Annotated in this window: 24 protein-coding genes and 1 riboswitch; of the genes, 13 read left to right on the plus strand and 11 right to left on the minus strand. The window is 41.6% G+C overall.

Going from position 1 to position 25,629, the window contains the following annotated elements:
• Positions 1-71: 71 nt before the first annotated feature.
• Entirely contained in the window at positions 72-1,103 is a 1,032-nt protein-coding gene (locus tag MUS1_RS01205) for a LacI family DNA-binding transcriptional regulator (RefSeq protein WP_036157966.1), read from the minus strand.
• A gap of 627 nt (positions 1,104-1,730) precedes the next feature.
• On the opposite strand from MUS1_RS01205, the gene MUS1_RS01210 reads away from it, so the two are divergent.
• Positions 1,731-3,275, plus strand: a complete 1,545-nt coding sequence (locus tag MUS1_RS01210) for an alanine/glycine:cation symporter family protein (protein WP_036157969.1) — start codon at positions 1,731-1,733, stop codon at positions 3,273-3,275.
• A gap of 124 nt (positions 3,276-3,399) precedes the next feature.
• Positions 3,400-3,966: a hypothetical protein gene (locus MUS1_RS01215; protein WP_036157970.1), complete on the plus strand. Its 567-nt coding sequence runs from the start codon at positions 3,400-3,402 to the stop codon at positions 3,964-3,966.
• A gap of 41 nt (positions 3,967-4,007) precedes the next feature.
• Here the strand turns inward: MUS1_RS01215 and MUS1_RS15605 are convergent, their stop codons facing one another.
• From MUS1_RS15605 to MUS1_RS01245, 6 genes are all read right to left on the minus strand, one after another.
• Entirely contained in the window at positions 4,008-4,466 is a 459-nt protein-coding gene (locus tag MUS1_RS15605; RefSeq protein ID WP_084035512.1) for an arsenate reductase/protein-tyrosine-phosphatase family protein, read from the minus strand.
• Positions 4,467-4,475: 9 nt separating this feature from the next.
• Positions 4,476-5,234: an amino acid ABC transporter ATP-binding protein gene (locus MUS1_RS01225; RefSeq protein WP_036157973.1), complete on the minus strand. Its 759-nt coding sequence runs from the start codon at positions 5,232-5,234 to the stop codon at positions 4,476-4,478.
• Between the two features lie 25 nt (positions 5,235-5,259).
• Positions 5,260-5,820: a protein-tyrosine phosphatase family protein gene (locus MUS1_RS15610; RefSeq protein ID WP_156924844.1), complete on the minus strand. Its 561-nt coding sequence runs from the start codon at positions 5,818-5,820 to the stop codon at positions 5,260-5,262.
• Positions 5,821-5,924: 104 nt separating this feature from the next.
• Positions 5,925-6,965: a type 2 periplasmic-binding domain-containing protein gene (locus MUS1_RS01235; RefSeq protein WP_036157976.1), complete on the minus strand. Its 1,041-nt coding sequence runs from the start codon at positions 6,963-6,965 to the stop codon at positions 5,925-5,927.
• Positions 6,966-7,009: 44 nt separating this feature from the next.
• Positions 7,010-8,134 carry an amino acid ABC transporter permease gene (locus tag MUS1_RS01240; protein WP_036157979.1) on the minus strand — a complete coding sequence of 375 codons (1,125 nt, stop codon included), beginning with the start codon at positions 8,132-8,134 and terminating at the stop codon, positions 7,010-7,012.
• Positions 8,131-9,279, minus strand: a complete 1,149-nt coding sequence (locus MUS1_RS01245) for an amino acid ABC transporter permease (RefSeq protein WP_051436036.1) — start codon at positions 9,277-9,279, stop codon at positions 8,131-8,133. Before MUS1_RS01245 ends, MUS1_RS01240 begins: the two co-directional genes overlap by 4 nt.
• 216 nt (positions 9,280-9,495) lie before the next feature.
• On the opposite strand from MUS1_RS01245, the gene MUS1_RS15615 reads away from it, so the two are divergent.
• Positions 9,496-10,134: a GntR family transcriptional regulator gene (locus MUS1_RS15615; protein WP_051436037.1), complete on the plus strand. Its 639-nt coding sequence runs from the start codon at positions 9,496-9,498 to the stop codon at positions 10,132-10,134.
• Positions 10,135-10,318: 184 nt separating this feature from the next.
• On the opposite strand, the gene MUS1_RS01255 is transcribed toward MUS1_RS15615, so the two are convergent.
• Positions 10,319-10,906: a DNA-3-methyladenine glycosylase I gene (locus tag MUS1_RS01255; RefSeq protein WP_036157982.1), complete on the minus strand. Its 588-nt coding sequence runs from the start codon at positions 10,904-10,906 to the stop codon at positions 10,319-10,321.
• Positions 10,907-10,930: 24 nt separating this feature from the next.
• A complete protein-coding gene (gene dgt / locus MUS1_RS01260) occupies positions 10,931-12,451 on the minus strand; it encodes a dGTPase (protein ID WP_036157986.1) in 1,521 nt (506 codons plus the stop codon).
• 187 nt (positions 12,452-12,638) lie between these two features.
• Between dgt and MUS1_RS01265 the strand changes: the two genes are divergently transcribed.
• The 7 genes from MUS1_RS01265 to MUS1_RS01295 all read left to right on the plus strand — a co-directional run bounded on the left by MUS1_RS01265 (position 12,639) and on the right by MUS1_RS01295 (position 19,333).
• Complete coding sequence (locus tag MUS1_RS01265) at positions 12,639-14,321, plus strand: ecdysteroid 22-kinase family protein (protein WP_245595704.1); 1,683 nt, start codon at positions 12,639-12,641, stop codon at positions 14,319-14,321.
• Entirely contained in the window at positions 14,311-15,222 is a 912-nt protein-coding gene (locus MUS1_RS01270; RefSeq protein WP_245595705.1) for a GAK system ATP-grasp enzyme, read from the plus strand. The genes MUS1_RS01265 and MUS1_RS01270 overlap by 11 nt, the downstream gene beginning before the upstream one ends.
• Positions 15,219-16,310: an HprK-related kinase B gene (locus MUS1_RS01275; protein ID WP_036157989.1), complete on the plus strand. Its 1,092-nt coding sequence runs from the start codon at positions 15,219-15,221 to the stop codon at positions 16,308-16,310. The genes MUS1_RS01270 and MUS1_RS01275 overlap by 4 nt, the downstream gene beginning before the upstream one ends.
• Before the next feature lie 38 nt (positions 16,311-16,348).
• Positions 16,349-17,050 (plus strand): histidine phosphatase family protein, encoded by a 702-nt coding sequence (locus tag MUS1_RS01280; protein WP_036159068.1) that lies wholly within the window; start codon positions 16,349-16,351, stop codon positions 17,048-17,050.
• Between the two features lie 63 nt (positions 17,051-17,113).
• On the plus strand, positions 17,114-18,439 hold the full coding sequence (locus tag MUS1_RS01285; protein WP_036157993.1) for a metallophosphoesterase: 1,326 nt from the start codon (positions 17,114-17,116) through the stop codon (positions 18,437-18,439).
• A 5-nt stretch (positions 18,440-18,444) separates the two neighbouring features.
• Positions 18,445-18,711 carry an amphi-Trp domain-containing protein gene (locus MUS1_RS01290; protein ID WP_036157997.1) on the plus strand — a complete coding sequence of 89 codons (267 nt, stop codon included), beginning with the start codon at positions 18,445-18,447 and terminating at the stop codon, positions 18,709-18,711.
• A 169-nt stretch (positions 18,712-18,880) separates the two neighbouring features.
• Positions 18,881-19,333, plus strand: coding sequence for a hypothetical protein (locus tag MUS1_RS01295; protein WP_156924845.1), 453 nt, complete (start codon positions 18,881-18,883; stop codon positions 19,331-19,333).
• Between the two features lie 39 nt (positions 19,334-19,372).
• On the opposite strand, the gene MUS1_RS01300 is transcribed toward MUS1_RS01295, so the two are convergent.
• Positions 19,373-20,179 (minus strand): ATP-grasp domain-containing protein, encoded by an 807-nt coding sequence (locus MUS1_RS01300; protein WP_036158002.1) that lies wholly within the window; start codon positions 20,177-20,179, stop codon positions 19,373-19,375.
• Between the two features lie 160 nt (positions 20,180-20,339).
• The gene (gene rarD / locus MUS1_RS01305) at positions 20,340-21,257 is read right to left on the minus strand and encodes an EamA family transporter RarD (RefSeq protein ID WP_036158005.1); all 918 of its coding nucleotides are present in this window, start codon (positions 21,255-21,257) and stop codon (positions 20,340-20,342) included.
• 300 nt (positions 21,258-21,557) lie between these two features.
• Positions 21,558-21,746: riboswitch (FMN riboswitch) on the plus strand.
• A gap of 122 nt (positions 21,747-21,868) precedes the next feature.
• Between rarD and MUS1_RS01310 the strand changes: the two genes are divergently transcribed.
• From MUS1_RS01310 to MUS1_RS01320, 3 genes are all read left to right on the plus strand, one after another.
• A complete protein-coding gene (locus tag MUS1_RS01310) occupies positions 21,869-22,804 on the plus strand; it encodes a DMT family transporter (protein ID WP_036158008.1) in 936 nt (311 codons plus the stop codon).
• Positions 22,805-22,984: 180 nt separating this feature from the next.
• A complete protein-coding gene (locus MUS1_RS01315) occupies positions 22,985-23,284 on the plus strand; it encodes a hypothetical protein (RefSeq protein ID WP_036158012.1) in 300 nt (99 codons plus the stop codon).
• Positions 23,285-23,472: 188 nt separating this feature from the next.
• Positions 23,473-25,623: an FAD-dependent oxidoreductase gene (locus tag MUS1_RS01320; protein ID WP_036158015.1), complete on the plus strand. Its 2,151-nt coding sequence runs from the start codon at positions 23,473-23,475 to the stop codon at positions 25,621-25,623.
• Positions 25,624-25,629 lie beyond the last annotated feature (6 nt).

A 25,629-nucleotide genomic window follows, 5' to 3' on the forward strand; every position in this document is an offset into this window, starting at 1 on the left:
TTCTCCTTACTTTATTGTTATTAGAAAGTGTTATTAGAAAAATTCTATTCCAAAGTTTTCATTACATTTTTCTAGCGTGCTTTTAACGAATTAGAAAATCCGTTTGTTACTACTCCCGGTGCTAAAATGACTTGTAAGTCCTTCACCGCTGTTCCCTTGATACGTAACATCATCATCTTGGCAAGCTGTTCACCTATTTGCGCTGGTGGTGCTTGTTGAATACTGGTGATTCCCATAGTGGCCGTGAGCTCATCCATTGGCGTGTCACAACCGATCACACTTATTTTATGATCTGCATTATTTTGCCTACTATGGCTTAACCGCATGACCGCTAAAGCGGCGCTGCGTGCACTGGTGCTGGTTAAGCAAATTAGTGCGGTAATGTCTGGGTGCAGCAGTAAAAATTCGGCACACGCGAGGTAAGTATCCTCTTCGTCAAAGCCGACTTCTAAACAGTGTTCGGTACTGAGTTCCAGTCCAAGTTCTTTAGCGGCGTCTTGAATGCCGCGCTTTCTTTCTTGGGCGAAAAAATATCGCTCATTGACTGACACGATGCCGATATGGCGATGGCCTTGTTCATAAAGGTGCGTCAGGCTCAAATGACCCACTTGGTAATTATCTAAATCGAGCCAAGCAAATTGAGTCGCTCGTTCTGTCCGTCCGTAACACACGAAAGGCACGTTGAGTTTGAGTAATCGATGGACTTTCGGGTCGTTAGCCCGAGTGCGAAGGAGTAGAAAGCCGTCTTGATCGCCTGCTTTAATAAAGCGTTCAAATTCGCTTAACTCTTGTTTACCAGTATCAATAGCCACCACTTGCAGTAAATAACCTTCTGCTTGTAATGCCTGTCGAGCTCCGGCCAACACCTTCGAAAGAATGGGGTCGAGATATTGTGTGTCTTGGCTAGAAACAATCGCCGTGATCACACGCTTTGTTTGCACCCAGTGAGCGGCGTCCGCACCTTTTAGTTGGTAACCTTGTCGTTCAGCCTCTTTGCAAACTCGTTTCTTAGTGCTTCGGCTAATATCTGGGTAATCGTTTAGTGCTCGTGACACGGTCGATACCGACAAATCCAACTGGGTAGCTATTTCTTTAATTGACATAATACTTGTCGCTGCATTCCATTCTTATTTTTATTACTGTCCATCATTAAAGGAAAAATATAAACCCTTAATCGTGCATTTCATGATCAGCAATAATCGACGTTAAGACCGAAAATGTTTCGATGCAATGGTTATTTTTCGCACAGTTTGAGTGCGACATGAATATGTTTTTAAGATGTGAAAGAACCTCAGGTTTTGTTTCTTTGTTCTATTAAAGTGAGAGGTTGCTTTGTAAACAAAGTCATTTATGTTGCTGTAAGTGAGAGCGTGCACCGAATTTGCTTATTTATATAAAAAGGCGCACATTAGAAAAAGGGTTGGGCTAAATTGGTGCGAACAAGCCATCACAACCTTGTTAATGTAATGTAAGTTTATGATTTTATTGATAAACAATATAATACTACATTTGGCATAGATCTTTCATGAATCGGTATCTTAAGAATATAGAATAATCTATATATCGTTTGATTGTTTTCTATTCTATATCGAATTTTCAATTGGCTATTATGATTTTTAAACGCTAATGAGAGTCTTAAGAAGTGACCTGATTGGTATAAAAATCAATATCAAAATACATGTATGGAAGTGCACGACAAAATATTTAATATTAAATACAAGGGAACAAATATGAGAAAAATACGAAATATTTTCATTGGCTTTTTAGTAGCCTTTAGTACGAGCGCCTTTGCAGAAGAGGCCGGATCGTTTAAGCAAACAATTGCGAATTTCAGTCAAAGCGTTGATGGCTTTTTTAATGATTATACTGGCTGGTTTGTTAGTTTAATCTTTAAAAGTGTCCCAATTGGAGAGGTTGGCTTTCCGATCATTGTTGGTTGGTTATTGTTAGCGGCTTTCATCTTCACTCTTTACTTTGGCTTTGTGCAGTTTAGACGCGCAGGTATGGCCATTGATATTGTTAAAGGCAAATACACAGACCCGAATTCGAAAGAAGAAGGTGAAGTGTCTCACTTCCAAGCCTTAACGACTGCGCTTTCCGGCACCGTTGGTCTTGGTAATATTGCAGGTGTTGGTGTGGCGCTGGCAATTGGTGGTCCAGGTGCAACCTTTTGGATGATTCTATGTGGCCTTTTAGGCATGGCGTCTAAATTCTGTGAGTGTACCTTGGGTGTTAAATACCGAACTATCTTACCATCTGGTGCGGTTTCTGGTGGCCCAATGTATTACTTAAGCCAAGGTCTTAAAGAAAAAGGTTTAGGTGGGTTAGGTAAAGTACTAGCGGTTGGTTTTGCTGTAACCTGTATTTTGGCAGCATTAGGCGCAGGTAATATGTTCCAAGCCAACCAAGCCCATGCGATGTTGTCTTACGCATTTGATGTTCCAAGTGAATACGGCCTTATTACTGGTATTGTATTAGCCGCATTGGTCTTTTCCGTTATCGTGGGTGGTATGCCTTCTATTGCATCCGTTACCGAGAAGATTGTGCCTTGGATGGCTGCTTTGTATATCGGTATGGCGCTTATTGTTATTGTCGGTAACATTGGACAAGTTGGTGCTGCATTTGGTGCTATCTTTGCTGGTGCATTCACTGGCGCTGGTGTTGCTGGTGGTTTTATTGGTGCTTTGATTCAAGGTTTGAAACGCGCGACTTTCTCGAACGAAGCGGGTGTTGGTTCTGCGGCGATTGCCCATTCAGCGGTAAAAACGAAAGAGCCTATTACAGAGGGTTTGGTGTCACTACTAGAGCCATTTGTTGATACTGTGGTTATTTGTACAATGACAGCATTGGTTATCACGATTGCTGGCTTAAACGTTGGTCCATATGACGGCAGTGGTTTGACCGGTGTTACCTTAACGGCGGCTTCCTTTACTGAAACGGCGGGAATTTTCAAATACTTATTAGCAATCGCCGTTGTTATGTTTGCTTTCTCAACGATGATTTCTTGGTCGTATTATGGTCTAAAATCATGGACTTACCTGTTCGGTGAAGGTAAAACTCCAGAGATGGTCTTTAAAGCATTGTTCTGTGTTTTTGTTATTGTTGGTGCCACTATTCAGTTTGGTGCCGTGATCGACTTCTCTGATGCCGCACTGTTTGCAATGTCTATCTTTAACATTATTGGCTTGTACTTCTTGATGCCGGTTGTTAAGAAAGAATTGGCATCGTTTATTGCTCGCGTTAAATCTGGTGAGATCAAAACTTACGAGAAATAATCGCAGCATAAATGTTGTTTAAGTAATCCCATTTTATAAAAAAACCCACTCCGGTGGGTTTTTTTGTATTAGTCTTATCTTAATACTCCTGAGTCATTAAGATATTTACCTAATAGAGAGCGATATGAACGAAAATGAATCTTGTGTTGTCGATTTAACTCGAAGCTTACTTAAAGACGGGCCTAGTTTTTTGTCACATAAAGTGATCATCACAGGCGATATCGCTTATTTAAGACCGACCATTTCAGCCATGATGTTCTGTGCTGTTTATATTGTTGTTGGGGGTGGGTTAGTGAGCCTCGCGACTTATCTTTTAATTGTTTCAACTAAATATGACCTCTCCATTTTTGTTGGTGGTTTCGGTATCGCCATTGGTGCTTTTGGTATTATGTTAATTCAACCTTTTTTAAGGCGTGTCAGTTTTAATCGAGGATTAGGTATTTTCGACAACCATATAGATCGTGATGTTAAGCTGCACCATATTGTATCGTTTCAGATAAACAACAAGATGATTATGCGCAAGCATGGTTTAAATTACGCTTGCTTTGAATTGAACCTACTAACCGAGCATGGGCGAAGAATAAATATTTTAAACCACAATAACGAACAGCAGCTCATACACGATGCTGCTCTTTTGGGTGAGTTTTTAGGTGTTGAAGTCAAAGACTATCGTAGAGAAATTATACTATGATCATGAAGCCCTTAATATATTCTCGTTAATAAAACCACTAGCTAAGCGCTTTCCGTCAGATAGGGTTGGAGCCGTGATGGTATCAATACCATAAATTCGTTGGCGATTTTATCATAAAGTTGTTGGCCTTTTCCTAATGGGTCTGGAATGTCCTGTTCGGGATGCAGTGTTAAAACAGTCTGATTTTTAACTACTTTGTTTTGTGCGATCAGCTCCTGAGTATGACGCAGATGTTCTTTTGTCATAACAAGAATAATATCCTGTTCTTTTAGCAGTTCTGCAGATAAAAGCTGACTTTTCCCTTCATAAGGAATGTTGTGTTTTGCTAAGGCAATCACCGCTTCTGGTGAAGCGGGGCTGTTTGGGGTTGCATGAGTGCCTGCTGATGACACTTTCATCTCGTGTGTTCTAAAGTTTGTACTCAACCAAGATTTTGTAACGGCTTCTGCCATTGGAGAGCGGCAGGTATTGCCACTGCAAATAAATAGAATGGATAGCATATTGATAATTTAATGACCAAGAATTTGATTTAAGAATTGCTGAGTTCTAGCAGATTTAGGATTATTGAAAAATGTATCAGGTGGGCCTTCTTCAATGATTTCACCAGCGTCCATAAAAATGACTCTGTCTGCAACGCGTTTGGCGAAGCCCATTTCATGGGTGACACAAATCATGGTGATGTTTTCATCCACAAGGGACACCATGACGTCCAATACTTCTTTTATCATTTCTGGATCCAGAGCAGACGTCGGTTCATCAAACAAAATGGTTTTTGGCCCCATGCTCAAGGTACGAGCAATAGCAACGCGCTGCTGCTGACCGCCAGACAATTGCGATGGATATTTATGCGCTTGCTCGCTGATTTTGACACGTTCAAGAAAGGCCATCGCATTTTCCATCGCCACATTTTTCGGTTGTTTTCTGACATGCATAGGAGCCAGCATGCAGTTTTCAAGCACAGTAAGGTGTGGGTATAAGTTAAAGTGTTGAAACACCATCCCTACTTCTTGACGCACTTGGTTGATGTTTTTTAAGTTGTCGTTTAACTCAATACCGTCAACGATAATCTGTCCGCTTTGATGTTCTTCCAAACGGTTTAAGCAACGAATCAGCGTTGATTTACCCGAACCAGAAGGGCCACAAATCACCACTCTCTCACCTGGCTTTACGGACAAATTGATGTTTTTTAAGGCATGGAATTGTCCATACCATTTATTCATATCTATTAATTCAGCCGCTGGAATCTCTACATTCTCACGCTTTGTCATAACAATTTTTTCCTTCCAAACGGTTTTATGGCGTTTTTGACCCAACCCAGTTTTCTTGATCTGTGGATTCAATGGCTTCAGGTTTTGATTGACGAATCCATTGAATCGCTTCTGTTGAATTCATGCCCATGTAGGTTAATAAATCCGCCGCCATCATTCCTGTACGACCAATACCAGATAAGCAGCTCAACGCAATCGACTCGCCTCGATTCAACGCAGACAATAATTCAGGCACACTTACTTGCCATTCGCTGGCAATTGAAAGGCTTGGAATGCCGAAGTCATGAATAGGCAAACTTTGAAAGTGAATACCTGCCGCCATAGCCGCTTGCTGCGCCTGTTCGTAAGCATTTTCAGGTAAGTCATCAGGATGCGCGAAGGTATAAAACCGACGGCAATTATTTTCATACAGCTTGTTAAAGGTACGACTTAACCAATCAGGGTCGATGAAACTATGGCTATCACCACCGATTAATAAGCCCGGAAAGCCCATAAGAGCAAGACGACCTTTTTTCTTGTCAGGCATGTCAACAAGCGTCCAACGTGTTGGTTGTTCAATGTCTATTTCGTATGAGAAAAATGCCATGCTTATCTCGCGATCAAAAACGGATTGATAGAGTATTAAAACGGAAAAAGCTGTGTGATGTTTCAATAGATCGATCACACAGCTTTATTCACCTTTTATTCGAATTAACGAATAGGATGAGGATACAACAAGCCACCATTGCTCACTAACGCATTAAATGTACCATCACGAGTGATGTCCAATGCGGTTTGTGAACCTAAATGTTTGTCGTAAACTTCGCCATAGTTGCCCACTTGTTTGATGATCTGGTAGCTCCAGTCATCAACTAATCCTAGAGCCGTTGCCATTTCACCGGCAGCAGAATCACTACCAAGCAAACGTTGTACGGCTTTAGGTTGGTTATCTAAATCAGCAACCACTTGATCGATATTTTCTGACGTCACACCCAAACGCTCTGCGTTTAGCATCACTTGGAATGACCAGAAAATAGCCGTTTCAAATGCAGTATCAGGACGCGCCACCAATGTTAAAGGTTCGTTAGAAATGATGTTAGGTAACAACACATAATCGCTTGGCGTTTTGGCTAACTGACGATCCGATGCTAATGCGGTTAAATCGCTCGCCAACACATCACATTTCCCAGAGAAAAACGCCTGCATACGAGCGCTTTTATCATTGATGTTTTCGACTTTATATTGCATATCGTTGTCAGTGAACCAATCCGCAATATTCAATAAAGTAGTCGAGCCTTCTTCAGCACAAACCGTCGCTCCGCTTAATTCACTTGCGTTTTTCACACCAAGTTTTTTCGGTACCATAAAACCTTGGCCATCGTAGAAAGTCGTCACGACAAAGCTCATACCAGGATTCGCATCACGTGTGCCAGTTCGTGTGATACTGCGAGAAGCCATGTGTGCTTTTTGCGCAACAATGGTTTTCATACTGTCAGAAAAACCAATACCACGAATACTGGCTTTGTCTGCATCCCCCAAAATAGCCGCCGCCGTCATACGACAAAATTCGGTATTAAACCCTTGGAATACACCTTGGCTGTCTGGTACGGAAAAGCCCGGAGAGTTAGGATTTACCAAACAAATGACTTCATCATTTGCTTTAACGTCATCCATCACAGCACCCGCTTGAACTTGACTCGCTGTTATCGTGAGTGCGGTTGCAACCGCAAATAATTTTGCTGTACTTTTCATTTTGAACGCTCCTAGTTGATTTAATACATTCGTTAAATAAAGGATTACTTTGCTGCTTTAGACTCTGTGGTTTCCAATTTCCTGCTGTACGTTGAAAGGCATAGGCAAGTACAAAAATACCAAAGCGCGACCAACAAATAGGCTTCGACACCGTACTGTTGCCATTGGGGTTCGCTGTAAGCCATCTTGGCGGTCGCCATAATGTCGTGTATTCCTAAAATAACCACCAAAGACGTATCTTTATAAGCGCCCAATAATGTATTCATATTGCCAGGCATAGAACACTTCAACGCTTGAGGAAGAATAATGAACCGCATACTCTGCCAATAAGTCAGTCCTTGTGACTTTGCTGCCTCATATTGCCCTTTTGGTAAAGCTTGTAAACCACCTCGAATCTCTTCTGCAAAATACGCAGCATGGAAGAAAACAAGCACGATGAGCGTGGTATAAAGGGAATTCAAATTCATGCTTTCAGGCAGCATAAGAGGAAGGATAAAAAGCCCCATAAACAACACCATTACCATAGGCACACCACGCACAATCTCGATGTAGCCGACGGCGATAGATCTCAGTACAGGGTCTTCTTTTTGAAAACGCCCTAGCGCTAACAATATGCCAATAGGAAAGGCACCAATCACACTAAAAATCGACAACATCAAGAGTACAGGTAAGCCATTCCATTGAATGGAATCCACTTCCACTAAACCTAAGCTTCCACCGCTCATTAATACAAAGAAAGCCACGCTCCCAATGGTCCAAACAATCACTGTCGATCGTAAACGCAACAACTGTGTAAAACTCAACCCAACCAAACCCACTAGAAGTAAACAAGCAAGCGCTGGACGCCATTGCTCACTAAAGGGATAAGTGCCAAATAAAATTAGTCGTATTTTTTCTCGCAGAAATGGCCAGCAAGCCCCTTCTTCTGTACATAAATTTGGATCGCCCCAAAACGCCACCGAGTTCCACGTTAGCCAAGCCAAAACTTTTGGTAAAAACTGAAGTAGCAACGCAGAAATAATACACGTAATCAGGATATCGATAGGCGTGCGAAACAAGCGAAAATAAATCCAACGTCGAGTATTTCTAGCAAGTTTGACCATGTTATGCACGACTCCAGTTGTTCTTGGCATTAGTTCATTGTTGATATTGTCAGTTTCCGTTTTCATGCTTTCTCCAAACGCGTGTGGTTGTTGTAAGCATTAATTAAAACGGAGACGACAAGACAAATAGCGAGATAGATCAAGGTGGAAACAGACATTAGCTCAATAGGTCGGAAGGTTTGATTGATTGACGTGTTCATCACAGAAACCAAATCTGAAAAACCAACCGCTAAACCAATCGATGTGTTCTTTGTGATATTGAGATATTGATTACCAATTGGAGGAATTATGACCCTCAAGGCTTGTGGTAACACGACCAAACGCATGGTTTGCAAATAAGATAAACCAATGGCTCGGGCGGCTTCTTCCTGCCCTTTCGATATGGACTGAATACCGCCGCGAACCAACTCAGCAATTTGCCCACCATGATAGATACTCAAAGTAAAAGCTAAGACGAAGAACTGAACAGAAACTTCTCCTCCTCCAGCAAAGTTAAATCCCTGAAGAGCAGGAAAATCAAAAGAATAGTTAACACCTAAAATCATCGAAACGAGAAAAAAAACAAAACCAACGAACAAGAAAGATGGCCATAAAAACGGTAAATCCTGTCCTGTTTTGTCTTTAAAATGATTAACGTATCGACGATAAATATACACAACAATCAAGGCAGCAACACAAGTTAAAAACACCGTAATCATATGTTCCTGCCAAATTAAAGTAGGAAAATACAGCGCTCGATTCGATAGGTGGAAAACACCAAAGAACTGATAAGCTTCTCTCACATGAGGTAAACTATTAATACTGAGAATGTATAAAGTTAGTAGTATTAATAGCTTAGGAAGGTTGCGCATTAACTCGATGTAGAGAAAGGAAATGGAACTGCCTAACCAATTTTGACTCGCTCGAAGCACGCCAAACGCAACACCTAATAACGTCGCTCCAACAATACAAACAAAAGACAGCAATATAGTGTTTAGAAAACCAACGAACAGCGCTCGTATGTAGCTACTTTCAGAACTGTATTCAATGAGACTTTCATTGACATCAAAACCTGACTCACTGAATAAAAAGCCATAATCAATATGAATACCTGCCGCAGCAAGGTTATTATTAACATTCACACAGGCGATATAAAAAAACATGAGAATAAATGCAATCAACAAGCCTTGATACAGTAAGGTTCTCGTTCGTTTTTCAGACAGGCGTAACATAAATTTTTCCAGAGAATGCATTTAATTGATCAACCTATATACTTGTATACAGGTTATATTGGTATCACTTTTATATGTCATTTATATGACATCCGCAACCTTCTCTTAATTAAAAATCATGGATTGTTTATATTGTAACGTTTACGTTATTTTTAGCGCTTACACAGAAAAGCATAGTATCAGGCGATTCTATATTTAATGACACAAAGGCAACATATGACTAAAACAACGAATATTCATAGACTTGAACACATATGCAATGAAGTACGAAAACGCATTTGTGTTGGTGAGTATGCTGACGGACAAGCATTGTATGAAGAAAAACTCGCTAAAGAATTTGAAGTAAGTCGAACGCCTATTCGTCAAGTGTTACATCGATTAGCATTGGAACGTTTTGTGGAAACAAAATCTGGTATTGGTACACTCATTATCCCAACGGACAGAGTGAGCTTTAAAGACGATCAAAATATTTTAGTGAAAACACTGACCATGATGGCCAATCTATCACCTACCTCGATAAATGCAGACGACCGTATTGAACTTGCCGCCTTGTTGCATATGAGCAAAATACTTGTTGAAGACTTTTCTGTTAATACTTACTGGAATGTCTGTTATCGATACAACTATCTTATTCGAGAAAAAATTCGTCACGACTTAATGAGAGATACAACGCATATTCTATTTTGTCGTTTATATCGCTGGTTACTTGTTTCATTCACGCCAGAAAAGGTCGAGTTCCTCACACAAACATTATTGAACGAATTACAACAAGCGAATGAACTTGTTGAAACAGAAGACAATGCCTCATCTTTATTGTTGTTAAGAGCCAATGCGATTTTGGCATTATCAAATTAATTTGCTTCCATCCAAAAGCTAAGGACGGCCGGTTCAACCAAGCCAAAACACCGCAACTCTCTTTTTAGAATGTCGCTTTGCGTTTTGGTTGGATCTCCGTATTGAAAACTGTTTGAATCACAGTCTCTTTCTCTGATTACAATGCATTTTGTTTTCAATTTATGTTCGAACTATATGGATGTACCTAAGGCCTCTCAAACGCTTTCCTTGCTTTGTCTATTTCTTCTCGCATGAAGCAGTGTTCGGCGTGGTCGTTGATGAGCCCCATAGATTGCATGAAGGCGTAGAGTGTCGTTGGACCGACGAATGACCAACCGAGCTTTTTGAGGTCTTTAGAAAGCTGGACAGACTCTTTGCAGGTGGTTTGTGTTTCTGGCGGTGGCAAGGTGTTTTCGTCTGGTTCGTAACGCCATAAAAACGCCGCAAGTGAGCCTTCTTTGGCAATCATTTCTTGTGCACGTTTGGCGTTATTTATTACTGCGTAAATCTTTCGTATATTACGGATAATTCCTGCGTTATTGAGTAATTCCTCTATATCATGTTCATCGAACTGAGCCACTTTGTTGATATCAAACTGGTGAAAAGCAAGACGGAAGTTTTCTCGTTTTGCGAGTATGGTTCGCCAGCTCAAGCCTGATTGGAAGGTTTCGAGACAGAGCTTTTCAAACAAACGCTGATCATCAGCAACCGGAAACCCCCATTCATGATCATGGTAATGAGGGAAATCAGGCGCGGAATCCGCCCATGCGCAGCGTTTCTTTGAGTCAGTCACATTGCCCTCCTAATTTTTAACTTTTTAATTCTCAATGACGTGCAAAGCGCGGTATTCGTCGTAGGCGAATTGGTCCGTCATGCCGCTGATGTAATCTTGAATTAATCGGCAGCGGAAATAGAATTCCCATGCGTTGTCACTGATGATTCTCAGATTCTCATCGGTAGTGAAGTGAGATTTAAATTCCTTAAGCGTTTCTGGTTTTATCGCATCTTGATAAGCACGAAGGTGTTTGCTGGATAACTTGTTACATAGGCGTGTTTGGTAGAGCGGTGTTTGATCTGCTTTGTTAATGATGGCGGTAAACGTTTCTCTGTCTAAATCGAGTAAGGGTTTATAAATGTCTAATAACCCTGCGATAATGCGATAGCCTTGCAGCTCTTGTTTCTGAACTTCTGGTGCACAAAAAACATGTTTAAAAGCGACAGATTTTAGGGTTTCAAGTAACGCATGGCTACTACTGTAATCTTCTACCAATGCTTGATTATAAGTGCCGTGATAAATAGCGTCGATGTTGTCGATAAATTGTTTACTGGCGTGTTTGACGGAGCGAGTATTGAGGGCGACACGAAAAGGTACAAAGAAATCACTGACGATTTTGGTTTTGTTGTAACGATATAAGTTGTTTGCAATCAGTTGTTCCATCAGGCTGATTTCATTTTCATACACTGAAAACTTGCCGTTATTGATAATGGTTTGATATTCCTCTTTGAGCCTAATCAGTAATTCATCAAATTTCAAAATGCCTTTTTCTACAGCGTCTTCTATGTCGGCAATGCAGTAGGAAATATCGTCAGCGGCTTCCATAACGTAAGCGAATGGTGAGCGGCAACCTTCTTGAATATTTAACGTTTTATTAACAGCATCAATGATGTCGACTTCGCTTAGGTAATAGCCTGCTTTTTTCTTTAGATAGCTTTTCGAGTCATTTTCTTTCTCTGTCGGTTTTGCTTGATCTGCTCGACGAGTGTATTTGATGATGCCTGACATTTGCGTGTAAGTAAGGTTGAGCGTTTGCAAGGAATGTACAATACGTAAGGCTTGGGCATTGCCTTCAAAAGCGCAAATGTCAGTTATGAGCGGTTTGAGGCTAATTGCATCGTCAGCGATGTCTTTTCTTTTTACAAAGGCTTGGATGTAATCGCCAAACCATTGGTTAATCGCACCTTCACCAAAATGACCAAAAGATGGGTTGCCTACATCATGCATTAAGCAGGACATTTCGACGATAGATTCAAATTGACGATCTAAGTTGGTGAGTCCGAATTCATCTTGTTTGGCTTTGCCTAAACTTTTGAAAATTTGCTGACTGATAAAACGACCAACTTGTTGAACTTCCATAGAATGTGTTAAACGACTGCGAACAGCCGCGTTACGTTCTAGGGAAAAAACTTGGGTTTTTTGCTGTAAACGACGAATGGCAGCAGAGTTAATAATACGACCACGATCACTTTCAAAAATTGAAAGATCTTGATTGTATTCATCAAGGTTTGGTCTGTTGAATGAACGGTGCGGGCGAATTTTGTTTTTAAAATCAATCGTCATTTTTTAGCGTCCTTAACCCTAATAGTGTGCGTCTATGAGCTGTTTACTGATTGATAGTACCTTGTATTCTGATAATAAGTGCATAACAACGTCATGTTTAATCCATTGCTATGAGTTCTTATAGGATACCTGACTTTTCACTGTCATCTAACCGTCACAGAACTGTCACTTAGATGTTGTTTTGCTTATGTATAGTAAAAGACACTCTATTGATGTGAAAGATGATATGCCTTCAGCTCCTTCTTTATCAACGCTTCAAGAGCATGTGTACTTTCTCTTGAATGAAGTTGAAACACACTGTCACCTTGTCGAGTTGTTCTTTAAATCGAACTCAACTGAGCTACTGCCACGGATTCGTGGTCGTAGAGGTTATGTACAAACGTTGCGTGAAAAAGTAGATATTGAAACGGCGCGTTTATTAGACAATCGAAAATCTCGAACCAAATTTCATGCTCAAGTTCGCGGTATGCATTCTCTTGTGATCGCGTTGGAAATGCTTACACAGCATTGTTTTGATTGCATTCGAGAAGGCACGTTAGAGGCACCTTATGAGCATCCCGCAAGCCAAGACTGTCGCAAGCTGATAAAGCGTATCGCTCGTGCTTTGAACCTCGTAAAAGTCGGAGTGGGTGAAAATCGTCGTCGTACAGGAATCAAACTGGGACGTCGCACTCATAAATTACTTTCCCAATATAACGATCTGCAAACGTTGACACTGCAAGCGAAACTGACTTTGAGTGATGAAGAACTTAGAGCGACGATTCTGAGCAACCTGAGTTTAAAACGACTGATCGAACAATTAAGTGTGGTGGCCGAAGCACTAATCAAAGCAGATCTTGGTCAAGTTGCGACATTGCAAAATTACTCTCATTTATTGGACAGCGCTGCTAACCTGAATTATGACTTAAGGGATTTAAAAGTCAGGCGTTTAGCGTTAACTCGATCTGGCAGCGCCATTGCCGCTATTTCCCATAAAAACGAATCTGGCAAAGGGATTCTAGCGGTCTATAAAGAAGGCGACCGAGCCAAGATCGAAGAAGAAGTGGCAGGTGTAAACCATTGGCGTGACATTGATCCAAGGCTTGCGCCAAGCGTGTTATCGCAAACAGGGATGACAGACGAACAGTCTTCTTTATTGATTGAACACATTCCAGGGAAAACCTTAGAAGCTTTGTTGTTAGAGGGTGATCAAGACGGTGTAAAAACGGCCCTTAAAATGCTGTTTAAAACGCTGAATCAAACGTGGAAAACCACTTTAACGGAAGAGTCTTGTACCGCGAATTTTATGCAGCAATTGCAAAAACGCATTGGCGATAGTCGTAAAGTTCACCCAGAATTTTTCAAAGATGAAGAGCGTATTTGTGGGTACGTGAGTCCGAGCTTTGATTCGTTGATTCGTACAGTATCGAAACAAGAAGCCCAATGGCGAGCGCCCTTTTCTGTGCTAATGCATGGAGACTTTAATGTTGATAATCTGATTTATGATGACATAGAAAAACGCGTGTACTTCATCGATTTACATCGTGCGTCCTACTTTGATTATGTGCAGGATTTGTCTGTGCTTATGGTGTCGATTTATCGATTACAGGTACTCAGCGGCGTGACCCGACAAAAGATGATGGAAAGCGCAAAAGAGATTTATCAATTCGGTCGTCGCTTTGCGAAGCGCCAGCAAGATACTACATTTGAAGTGCGTTTGGCTGCTGGTTTAGCGCGTTCCTTCGCTACTTCCACACGTTTTATTTTTGATAAAAAACTGGCATCTCGAATGCACTTACGCGCTCGGTATTTATTAGAGCGTTTAGCAAAGTTATCGCCAGAAGACACCCAGACATTTACTTTACCACTCAAGGATCTTTATGTTGAATAAACCAAAAATCGGGGTCATTGGTATCCCAGGGAAATGGTCTACAGAAGTGCTAGCGGATCACTTAGAAGAGCAGACAGGTTTTCGTGCTGTGATCGATATGAATCAAGTCGAGCTGCGTTTAGATACGCAACAGCTGATGTATCAAGGTCTGGATCTAATGACCCTAGATGGATTGATCATCAAAAAAATCAGTGAGGTTTATGCGCCAGCAACAGAAGACCGTATTCACATGTTGTCTTATGCGGAACGTGCTGGCGTGAAAATGTTCAGTCCAACCCAAAGTGTCGGCAATTTGATCAATCGTTTAAGCGGTACCTTGGCCTTGCAGCAAGGCCAAATTCCGATGCCGAAAACACGCATCACAGAAAATCCAGAACAAGCATTTCTAACGATACGCGAGTTTGGTTCTGCGATTCTAAAACCGCTTTATTCTACCAAAGCGCGAGGCATGATTATTCTGACGCAAGATGACAGTGATGACTTTATTCGACATGCGTTGGAAGAGTATCGTCAAAATCAGTCAATTTATTATATTCAACAAACCGTGAAATTAGATGGCCGCGATTTGGGTATGGTGTTTGTTGGTGGTGACTATCTTTGTACCTATGCACGAGTCGGCAATGGTGATTCTTGGAACACGACGATTAACAGTGGCGGGCGCTATGAGTTATTTGTGCCCGATGCGGAGTTGATTGAATTAGGTCGTCGAGCGCAATCTTGCTACGACTTGAGCTTCACCACAGTGGACATCGCGTTAACGGATCAAGGCCCAGTGGTGTTTGAGGTCTCGGCGTTTGGTGGCTTTAAAGGCGCATTAGAAGGTTGTGGCGTCGATGCCGCTAAAGTGTACGCGGACTATGTATTAAAGGAATGTGTTTTGAAAGGGGATACAAAAGCATGATTAAAACATTATTAAATTTGCCTCATGTTGATGAAGCGTTAAAACATTGTATTCATGATGTTCGGCTGACGTTTGCTGATTTAGCGATCACAGTGCATTCCAACGAAGCCATGTTGCTTGCTGGGTTGGCTACTTACTACCGAAGCTATGTAAAAGTGGGTTCAATAGCCACTTCATCGCTGAATTTGTTTGTGATTGAACAAAGTGCGGTTGGCGATGAACTTGATTGGCTAGAAGTGCCAAGGGAAGAAGGTAAGCAAGGTCGTAAAGAAGGCTTTTTGGATGTCGAAGGTGGACGCTGGATTAAGAAATTCAAAACTGGAATGGCCTTTTTACAACGTCCTGATAATACGGTCGCCGTTGGCCCTTGTGCGGGTAATCTGGCGCAAATCATAAATTTCATTAATAACCAGTTTCTTAACCATCATTTGCGCCAAGGTTTTACCTTGGGTCATGCATCAGGCTTTAGTGTGAACGGTGAGGTTACCGCGATTGCCGCTGGCTCGGGCGGTGGTAAATCTACCTTGATGCTGCGTTGCTTGGAAAAGTCAGAACGTGATTTTTTGACCAACGATCGTATCCTGTTGAAAAAAACAAAACAGGGAACGCAAACAATAGGCTTAGCTAAGTTACCTCGGGTTAATCCCGGCACTCTGCTGCACTCCGATCGACTGCGTCACATTTTACCAGAAGCTCGCCAGCAGGCGTTACGTGAATTACCACAAAGCGAATTGTGGTCTCTGGAAGAAAAATACGACGTTCAAATCGAAGACGATTACGGTCCAAACCGAGTGCAACTAGCGGGTAATTTAACACGTTTGATTATGTTGGACTGGTCGCTAAATAGCTCAGAGCCAACACAAATAGAGCTTGTTGATTTGTCGAAACAGGGAGATGTGATTGAAGGCTTGCGGAAACGTCCAGGGCCTTTTTATCAAGACACCAAAGGTTTATTTGCGGATTTAAACGCCATTGATTCGGTGGCGCATTATTGTGATGAATTAGCGAATGTAAAAGTGTATCGACTAACAGGAAAGATAGATTTCGACCGAGCTTACGATTTGATTGAAACGCTGGACAGCCTATGAATGAGGCTATGTCTACGAATACGAGCACGAGCACAAATATGACCACGAACATGCGTATAGCTTTGATTCGTCATGGTGCTTATGAACAATTGAAGAATGTGCCGAGCGCGTTGCAGCCTTTTCCTTTAACGGAAGAGGGCGAGCTGGAAGTACGTCATCAAGCCCGCGCCTTTGGTGAATGGCTAAAGCAGACGGGCTCAAAGCTTAACCCTGAGATTGATTCGTCGACCTTGCTTCGAGCTTGGCAAACGGCGTCTATCTACATAGAAGAACTGCGTGATTACTTCGATGGCGAGCCACAAGTTCGTTGTTATTCTGCCTTGTGCGAACGCAGCGTTGGCGCCGTGGCGAATTTGCCAATCGACGAAATAGAGCGAGTTATGACCTTGGACCCGCGTTTTGACACACCGCCTGAAAACTGGAAATCAGACAGTTATTATTGTCTACCGTTTGACGGTGCTGAATCGCTGATGCAAGCCGGTCAAAGAGTGGCTGATCATCTACAGTCTTGGAAAGCATCAGAAAAAAATCCGTCTCTTATTAAATTGTTTGTTGGGCATGGTGCGTCAATACGCCATTGTGCATTTCATCTTAATATCATCACTTTTCCTGATATTAAACGGCTAAGCATGTTTTATGGGCACCCTGTTGTGTTTGACTTTGCTGATAACAAGAAGGCAAAACTGCTTTTCGGTGGTTGGAAAATACGGCAAACCCATGAACATGAAGTTCCTGATTGAATTTTTCTCGAAATACGACTTGAATCGCCAATATAGAAAGCTAATTTTTAAGGTAAGTTAATCATGCAGAACCCGATTCCCGCTATTACAGATTTTCCTAATCACGCAGATATTATTGCGCGTTTGCCAACAGAATGGACATCGTGGCCGCGGGACGACAGTTCGGTGAACAGCCATGTTTTGGAATCCAATGATACACCAGCACATTTTGAGAAAAACAAATTGCGTTGGCCAAAACGTTCTGTGGTATTTATCTCTGATCCTCATGCGGATGCGATGGCATTTGAAGCGTCTTTGATTGCGGCAGGTGTGGTGGAGCGTAAAAAGAAAGCGGGTTTAGGACATCTTACTTTGACGAAAAAAGGTAAGAAGTCTGAAGTCATTATCGGCGGTGATTGTTTGGACAAAGGGCCGAGCAACCTTGAGTTGCTGCGCAGCGTGAAACAGCTTTATACCTTAAAAGCCCGTGTCACCTTATTAGCAGGTAATCATGATTTGCGGCTGTTGATGGGCTTATTGGCGTTGGCACGTAAAAAAGACGTGGGTAATCAGCACTTTTTTGTCCGCATGGGAAAGAAGGTTGTGCCGCTGTTTCGTGAAGTGTTTGATGAATATTTAGCGGGTACAAATTGGGATAAGAAAATTCCAGATGAAGAGGCGTGTCGTAAACACCTTTTCCCTGGGGAAGATTGGTTTAAAGAATTTCCTTTTCACGCAGCTGGTTTTTTAACAGCAGAAGGGATTGACCGTGAAGTGCGTAAGATGGAATCAAAAAATCACAGTTTTGAAAAACATTGTCGCGCCGCGGGTTTAAGCTTACGACAAGTGTACGCAACCTCTTTGAAGTGCCAGCAATTATTTCTGCATAAAAAGGGTGAATTCAATTGGTTTTTTCGCAAAATGGAATTGGTCGCAAAGCGTGGTTCTTTCTTATTTTTGCATGCTGGGCTCGATGACAGCATGGGGCAAATGTTACTGAAAAGCGGCACAAGTTATGCGAATAAAGCCTTTCATCGCAATTTAAAGCGTCGAGACTTATTTAGCTTTTACTACAGCTCAATTGCCAATACCTTCCGTACTAAATACCGTGACGCGGATTTACCATTGACGGATCGAGGTGTGAAAGCCATTCATAAAGCCGGTATTCATGTGGTGGTTCAAGGCCATGTGAATCGACAGCAAGGTCAGCTTATCGCGATCAAGAAAGGTTTGGTTCATGTAGAGGCTGACATCACCTTAGACTCCCATTCTCGTCACTCAGAAGGATTAAAAAGCTATGGAATCGGCGCTACCTTGATTGATAAAACCACAGGCATTGTTGGGCTAAGTTGTGACTACCCAGCTGCGAAAGTGATCTCTGCACAAGAACTACAGGCTATCTACGAGTAACCATTATGAAATCAAAAACAGAATTTAAATATGAAGCCTTGCTTGATCCTGATGATATTCAAGACGTTTTAAAAGCCTTGTCGAAAGGGTTGAGTAAAAGGAAATTAGAGTTTAGTGATGAAAAAGAAGGTGCCTTGTCGCTTGATCCAAAAGGCTTATTGCGTTTAAAAGTGACGGCTTCAGATGACGAAGACAGTCAGCAGTTTGAAGTGAAAGTACGGTGGGAAAAAAGTCCAAAGCGTTTAAATAAAATTGCTCCGAAGATTTCATGAAATAATTTTTTCTAGTCGTATTAAAGACCGCGAATACTTATGGTATTAGCGGTTTTTTTTACGTGTGTGATTTCGATTGCAAAACAAAGCAGATCAATTTTAGTTTTTGTACTTCCTTATCTAGTGCTATAGAATTTCGGCTAACTATAATAAAAGAAGGAAAAGGACTTTGAGAGTCTACGGCAGAATTGTGGTGATTGCAGGGCTCATGGGATCGTCTATGTTAGCTTCAGCGACTTCGATTAATGAAATTCACTCTTGCTTGGTGTTGACGAATTTTGTCGATTCAAAAATAAGCGGTGCAAGCAATACCTATTCAAAAGAAGAAATGGCTCTGATTCATTTAGGATTAAGGCGCTATGGTAATTACCTAGATCATGACGTTATTGACCCTAAGTTGCTTAAGCTTTACGGCGGCAACGCATCACAAGCCGAACTAATGAAGAAGCTCTTTAGCCGCCAGCAAGCAAGCTTTATACACTATCTTAGTGATCGTTATTCAGAAGACAAAATACCGACTGATTATGCTATAGCGATTAAAGAATGCTCAATTAAAACCGGTTCTCAAGGTGATACTGCCCTCGCTCTCAAAAAAGCAATCAACACCATGACGAAACACTAAAACGTCTTTCTCGCTCTATTCTCTCTTGATCATTCCCAACTAAAACCCACTTGGCTGATCGATTAACATGGCTGTAGATAGTAAATGTTGCTCGTTCAGGTAGTTGAGCAGCTCGGTATTTACATCATTCTGAATACTTTGAATTCCTTGGTTACCAAAGATGCGGTTGATCTCGATCACATAAGGCACGGATCCAACCATGGCGATATCGAACCCTGCATGATTGATGTCTAATGATTCTGCAATGAAGGTAACGAGGTCTTGGGCTTCTTTCGGAATAAGTGCAATTTCAACTTGCCCACCTTGGCTGACGTTATTATGAAAGCCATTGTCAGACTGCAAACGCCAATAACCACTGACGATTTTATTGCCAACCCAAATTATTCGCATGTCTCGATCAATAGGTAAATACTCTTGTGCATATAACACGTCGGTTTGAGCAATATAATCGCGCCACTGCCCTAGTGTTTCGATTAAAAATACGCCATTTCCCATACTGCTTTTAGGGATTTTTGCGACAAAAGGAGACGGCATTTCATCCCATATTTTTTCGGCTTCATAGGGTGTGTTCGCCGAGATCACGGTGTAAGGGTGTTGTTGTGGAACGATCGTTCGAAAAGTGCGTGTCATTTCGATTTTGTCGTGCCCAATTAGATAAGAAGCTAGGCTAGGAAAAATGCGTTTTTTGAGACCGCAGGTCAATGCAGTAAGTTGCCAATACTGTGGGAAGAGAAGCCAATCCGCTTGTTTGATTTCTTCCAAATGATCGTACATAGATTCTGGTTTTATGTATCGAACATGAGGTAAGTGGAGAGTTCTTAATGCATCGAAAGAGATGATCTTCATTCTAATATAATCAATGGCCAAACAGGCCGCGATTGTGTGCTTTAGAAGAGGAAAAAGAAACAAATAAATTTATGCGAATAGACATAAAAAATAAGAGAGCAGGCTGCCTACAATCCTATTTTTTATATATCTGACTTTTAATGCTTAAGCCGTTAATTTTTTACTGATTAAGCGACTTTTTAGAAAGGGTGTTTTTAGCGCGATTGTTACGCAGACGACGAATTGAATCGACAATTAGCATGGCAAGCGCTGACCAAATCAGTACAAATGTAATGAGTTTGTCTGAACTCAATGGCTCGTTGTATAAAAATACTGCTAAGAGAAACATTCCCGTTGGACCGATATATTGAAAAAAACCTATTGTCACCATACTCACACGATTTGTTGCCGCCGCAAAACACATTAAAGGCACCATGGTAATGGGGCCTGAAGCGATAAAAAGCCAGTTTACAGTAGCGCTGTTTTCAAGGATGTTGGACGTCGGCGATGTGGCGAACATGAGATAAAAAAGAGCGAAAGGTAACAATATAGCGGTTTCAACGGCCATTCCAGTGAAGCTATCAACTGCCACTTTTTTACGCGCCAAACCATAGAAACCAAAGCTGGTGGCTAAAACAAGTGCTACCCAAGGTAAAGAGCCAAATTGAATGACTTCAAAAACGACAGCACAACAGCATAAAACAACAGCGGCTTTACGAACTCTATCAAGTTTGTCTTTGAAAAAGACCACCCCTAATAGAATGCTAATAAGGGGATTAATGTAATACCCCAAACTCGCGCTTAACATTTGATTGTTTTGTACTGCCCAAATAAAGGTTCCCCAATTTAGCGCAATGAGAATGGTGGAAACGAGCATAACCAGTAGCGTTTTTGGTGATCGAAGCACCGTTGTTAATGCTTTCGTATAGCGCAGCACCAAGATTAATGCGATAACAATCAGAAAAGACCAAATAATCCGGTGAGAAAGAATTTCTGTTGCAGGTACAAATGACATTTCTTTGAAATAAATGGGTGTAATAGCCCATAAAAGAAATGCTGACAAAGCGAAAAAAATGCCACTTCTAGATGATGGTTGCATTGAAGTTGTCCTATTCAATGAATATTGTTTTTAGGTGGTGAGTGTATAGGAGAGGCCTTTGCACGACTACTGCGCTTGCTAATACTTTGTTAAAAACAGACTCGAAATACTCATTTATAACCCATAAACTCCGTTTTCTCGTCTATTTTTGCCTTGTCTTAACTTCGCTCGTTACTTCGTGCAAAGGCCTCTAGAAATATGTAATAAACAGGCAGAAGAAAACAAAACATTTTAAAACTCAGTCTAAATATTGCCTAAACAAAAGGATAAGTTTAAAGTTGCGCGGTAAATTTTACATAAATCGAACTTCGGGGCGGGGCGAAATTCCCCACCGGCGGTGATTTGACAAAATTCATTAATCAAATGTTAATGAATGAAAGCAAACAGCCCGCGAGCGCTTAATATTTTACTTTTAGTAAAGCTTTAAGGTCAGCAGATCTGGTGTGATTCCAGAGCCGACGGTTACAGTCCGGATGATAGAAGATCGACCAAGTGTTTAGGGTGCCTGATGCTATTCGGGTGCTTTCTTTCTGTGCTTTTTAGCATAGAGTACACTTGGTATATTCGTACTCATCACCCCTGTGCATCTTATTCATTTGGAGAAATCAAAGATGGCAGGAACACTCTTTATCATGATCGCGTGCTTTACGTGGGCGCTTGATACCTTAATTCGGTACCCTTTATTGGGTTCGGGTTATTCCGCACTGCAAATCGTTTTAATCGAACACCTTACCTTGGTTATTATTGTCAGTCCGATGATATGGCGTTATCGCTCTATTTTTCGGCATCTATCACTCAATAGTTTGTTGTGCCTATTCTTTATTGGCGGCGTGGGCTCGGCGATTGGTACTTTGGCGTTCACGGAAGCTTTTCGATATTTAAATCCAACCGTAGTGATTTTGTTGCAAAAACTGCAACCTATCGTAGCGATTGTATTGGCGTATTGGTTCTTAAAAGAACGTATTGAAGGACAATTTGTTCGTTGGGCTGTGGTTATTTTATCGGGTAGTTTCATTATGATGTGGCCCGATTTACGTTTGTTAGCTGATGCTCAATGGCATTATTCCAGTGACAGCATGAGTCTGTTAAAAGGTTATGGCTTTACCTTGATTGCAGTGGCTGCATGGGGCGCGGCGACAGTGTGCGGTAAATACCTTTCTCATCAAAATGTGCCGGCGAACGCGATTATGTCCGGTCGATTTGTTGCCGGTCTGTTGGTTCTTGGGCCGTTGGCGTTAATATATACAGACAGTTTAAAAGCGGTAGAAACAGTCGATTTAAGCCTTATCGTGATCATGGCGCTATTAAGCGGTTTGATCGGCATGTGGTTTTACTATCGCGGTTTGAAAACGGTGCCTGCGCAAATGGCGACATTAGCGGAGTTATCTTTCCCTGTTTTTGCGGCGGCGATTAACTGGTTCTTCTTGGACAAAGGCTTAACGACGTATCAAGTCGTTGGTGCAACGATTCTGATTCTCGGTAATATTGGATTACGTATGAAAGAGCTTAAAAACCAAGAGCTGATTACGGAAGTTCATCAGTCTTAATTAAAACGCATTTATTCTTTTAAAAACAATATGACAAAGCCTGATGTTTTAACGATCAGGCTTTTTTTATATTGATTTCACCTCTTATAATTATGTCTTTTTTGACCCTGTTGTCTGCCCTCGTTTGTTATCACATCTTTTTATAAACTGACATTTCAATCGATATATTGAATACCTTCTTTGTCTTCAATATTAGATCAACCTATTTTGTTTAGCCTAACTGTTGGCGTCTTAATTTTGTTTCTTGGTATGGTTTCTGGTGCTTCCATGGCGATGATTCCTGCCTTGGCTCGTAATCCAAGTGAGCAGGCTGAAAGCTATGGTTTGGTTGCTCAGTTCGGTAATTTGGGCGGCACAATCGGGCCTCCATCGTTTGCGTTCTTGATCTCGTTTTATGGGATTTACGGGCTAGTCTCATTAATACTGCTAATATGTACTCTAGGTATTGTGTTTAGTTATTTGGCGAGTCGTATCAAATAGACAAATACTATTCCGCTTTGTAGATCTCAATGTCATCAATTGTGTTAGAAGTGGGGTTTGGTTCGATGGCGTTAAGAAAAAACGGAATGGTTTGTAATATTTCGACTTTTTTGACGTCTAATCACTATATCGTCATTTTAATGATGAATTTGAACTGAGTCTGAATCGATTTTATTGGAGCCTGTTACATGAAAAAAATTGGACTGTTGGTGTTGATTGCAGCGATTATCGCTGGATTCTTCTACTTCGATTTACACCAACTTTTAACCTTAGATGGTCTGAAGTCTGGTCTTACGCAATTTGAAGAATGGCGCAGTGCTAGCCCAGTCTTAGTGACGGGTGGTTTCTTATTGCTTTACGTAGCAGTAACCGCTTTGTCGTTGCCTGGCGCTGTCATTATGACTTTGGCGGCAGGTGCTCTGTTTGGTTTGGTTTTAGGAACAGTGATTGTTTCTTTCGCCAGTAGTATTGGTGCAACGCTAGCCTTTTTGGCGTCACGTTATTTATTACAAAGTACGGTTCAAAAGCGTTTTGGCGATCGCCTTAAAGCATTTAATGAAGGTGTTGAAAAAGATGGTGCGTTTTACTTATTTACGCTTCGCCTTGTTCCTGTGTTCCCTTTCTTCCTTATTAACTTAGTCATGGGGTTAACCAAACTTCGTGCTTTTACATTCTACTGGGCAAGTCAATTAGGCATGCTAGTGGGTACGGTTATTTATGTGAATGCAGGGACACAACTGGGCCAACTTGAAAGTTTGTCTGGTATTTTGTCTCCTTCATTATTGTTCTCTTTTGTCTTGTTAGGGGTACTTCCTTTGATCGCTAAGAAAATAGTTGAAATCATCAAAGCACGTCGTGTATACAAGAATTTCACGAAGCCAAAAACATTCGATCGTAATCTTATCGTTATTGGTGGCGGTGCTGGTGGATTGGTAAGCGCTTACATTGCTGCAGCCGTGAAAGCAAAAGTCACTTTAATCGAAGCCAACAAAATGGGTGGTGATTGCCTTAACTACGGTTGTATTCCGAGTAAAGCCTTGATTAAAAGCGCTAAAGTGGCACAGCAAATGCGTCACGCAGAAAAATACGGTTTGAACAGTGCTGAGCCGACGTTCTCATTCAAAAAAGTCATGGAACGTGTTCATGATGTTATCAGTAAAATAGAGCCTCACGACAGTGTTGAGCGTTACACAGAGTTGGGTGTAGACGTCGTGCAGGGTTATGCAAAACTGATTGACCCTTGGACGGTAGAAATTCAATTAAACGATGGTGGCACACAACGTCTAACTGCGCGCAGTATTGTTTTGGCGACAGGTGCTCGTCCATTTGTTCCTGATTTACCAGGTCTGAATGACGTAGGCTATTACACAAGTGATAATTTGTGGGAAGAGTTTGCGAAGTTCGATGAGCCACCAAAACGCCTTGTTGTATTAGGTGGCGGCCCAATCGGCTCTGAATTGGCTCAAAGTTTTGCTCGTCTAGGCTCTAATGTCACTCAGGTTGAACGTGCGACTCGCATTATGGCGAGAGAAGACGAAGAAGTGTCTGAACTGGTTCAAGAGAGTATGAGGTCAGATGGTGTAACCATTTTAACATCTCATAATGCTATTCGCTGTGAAAAAGAAGGCGATGTTAAGCGTCTGATTGTTGAAAAAGACGGTGTTGAAACAGTTATAGAGTTTGATGCGTTACTTTGTGCAGTAGGTCGTCAAGCACGTCTTGAAGGTTACGGTTTAGAAAACCTAGGCGTCGAAACAAATCGTAATATCGTGACAAACGATTACCTTGAAACCTTGTTTCCGAATATCTTTGCAGTAGGTGATGTGGCGGGTCCTTACCAGTTTACGCACGTAGCCGCACACCAAGCTTGGTTTGCTGCCGTGAATGCATTGTTCGGTACTTTCAAGAAGTTCCGTGCGGATTACCGAGTGATACCTTGGGCGACGTTTGTTGACCCTGAAGTAGCGCGTGTGGGTTTAAGTGAGCAAGACGCGAAAGAACAAGGCATTGCCTATGAAATGGTTCGTTACGGTCTTGATGACCTTGATCGCGCCATTGCAGAAAGCGCTACAGCGGGCTTTGTTAAGGTCTTAACGGTTCCGGGTAAAGACAAAATTTTGGGTGTGACCATTGTTGGCGAACATTCTGGTGAACTATTGGCAGAGTTTGTTTTGGCGATGAAACACGGTTTAGGTTTGAATAAAATATTAGGCACGATTCACACTTATCCAACGTGGGCTGAGTCAAACAAATACGCAGCAGGCGAATGGAAACGCGCACACACACCAGAGCGTATTTTGGGTTGGGTTGAAAAATACCACACATGGCGTCGAGGTTAATATCCC

Origin of the sequence: Marinomonas ushuaiensis DSM 15871, assembly GCF_000521805.1 — a bacterium.
GTDB classification, from domain to species: Bacteria; Pseudomonadota; Gammaproteobacteria; order Pseudomonadales; family Marinomonadaceae; genus Marinomonas; species Marinomonas ushuaiensis.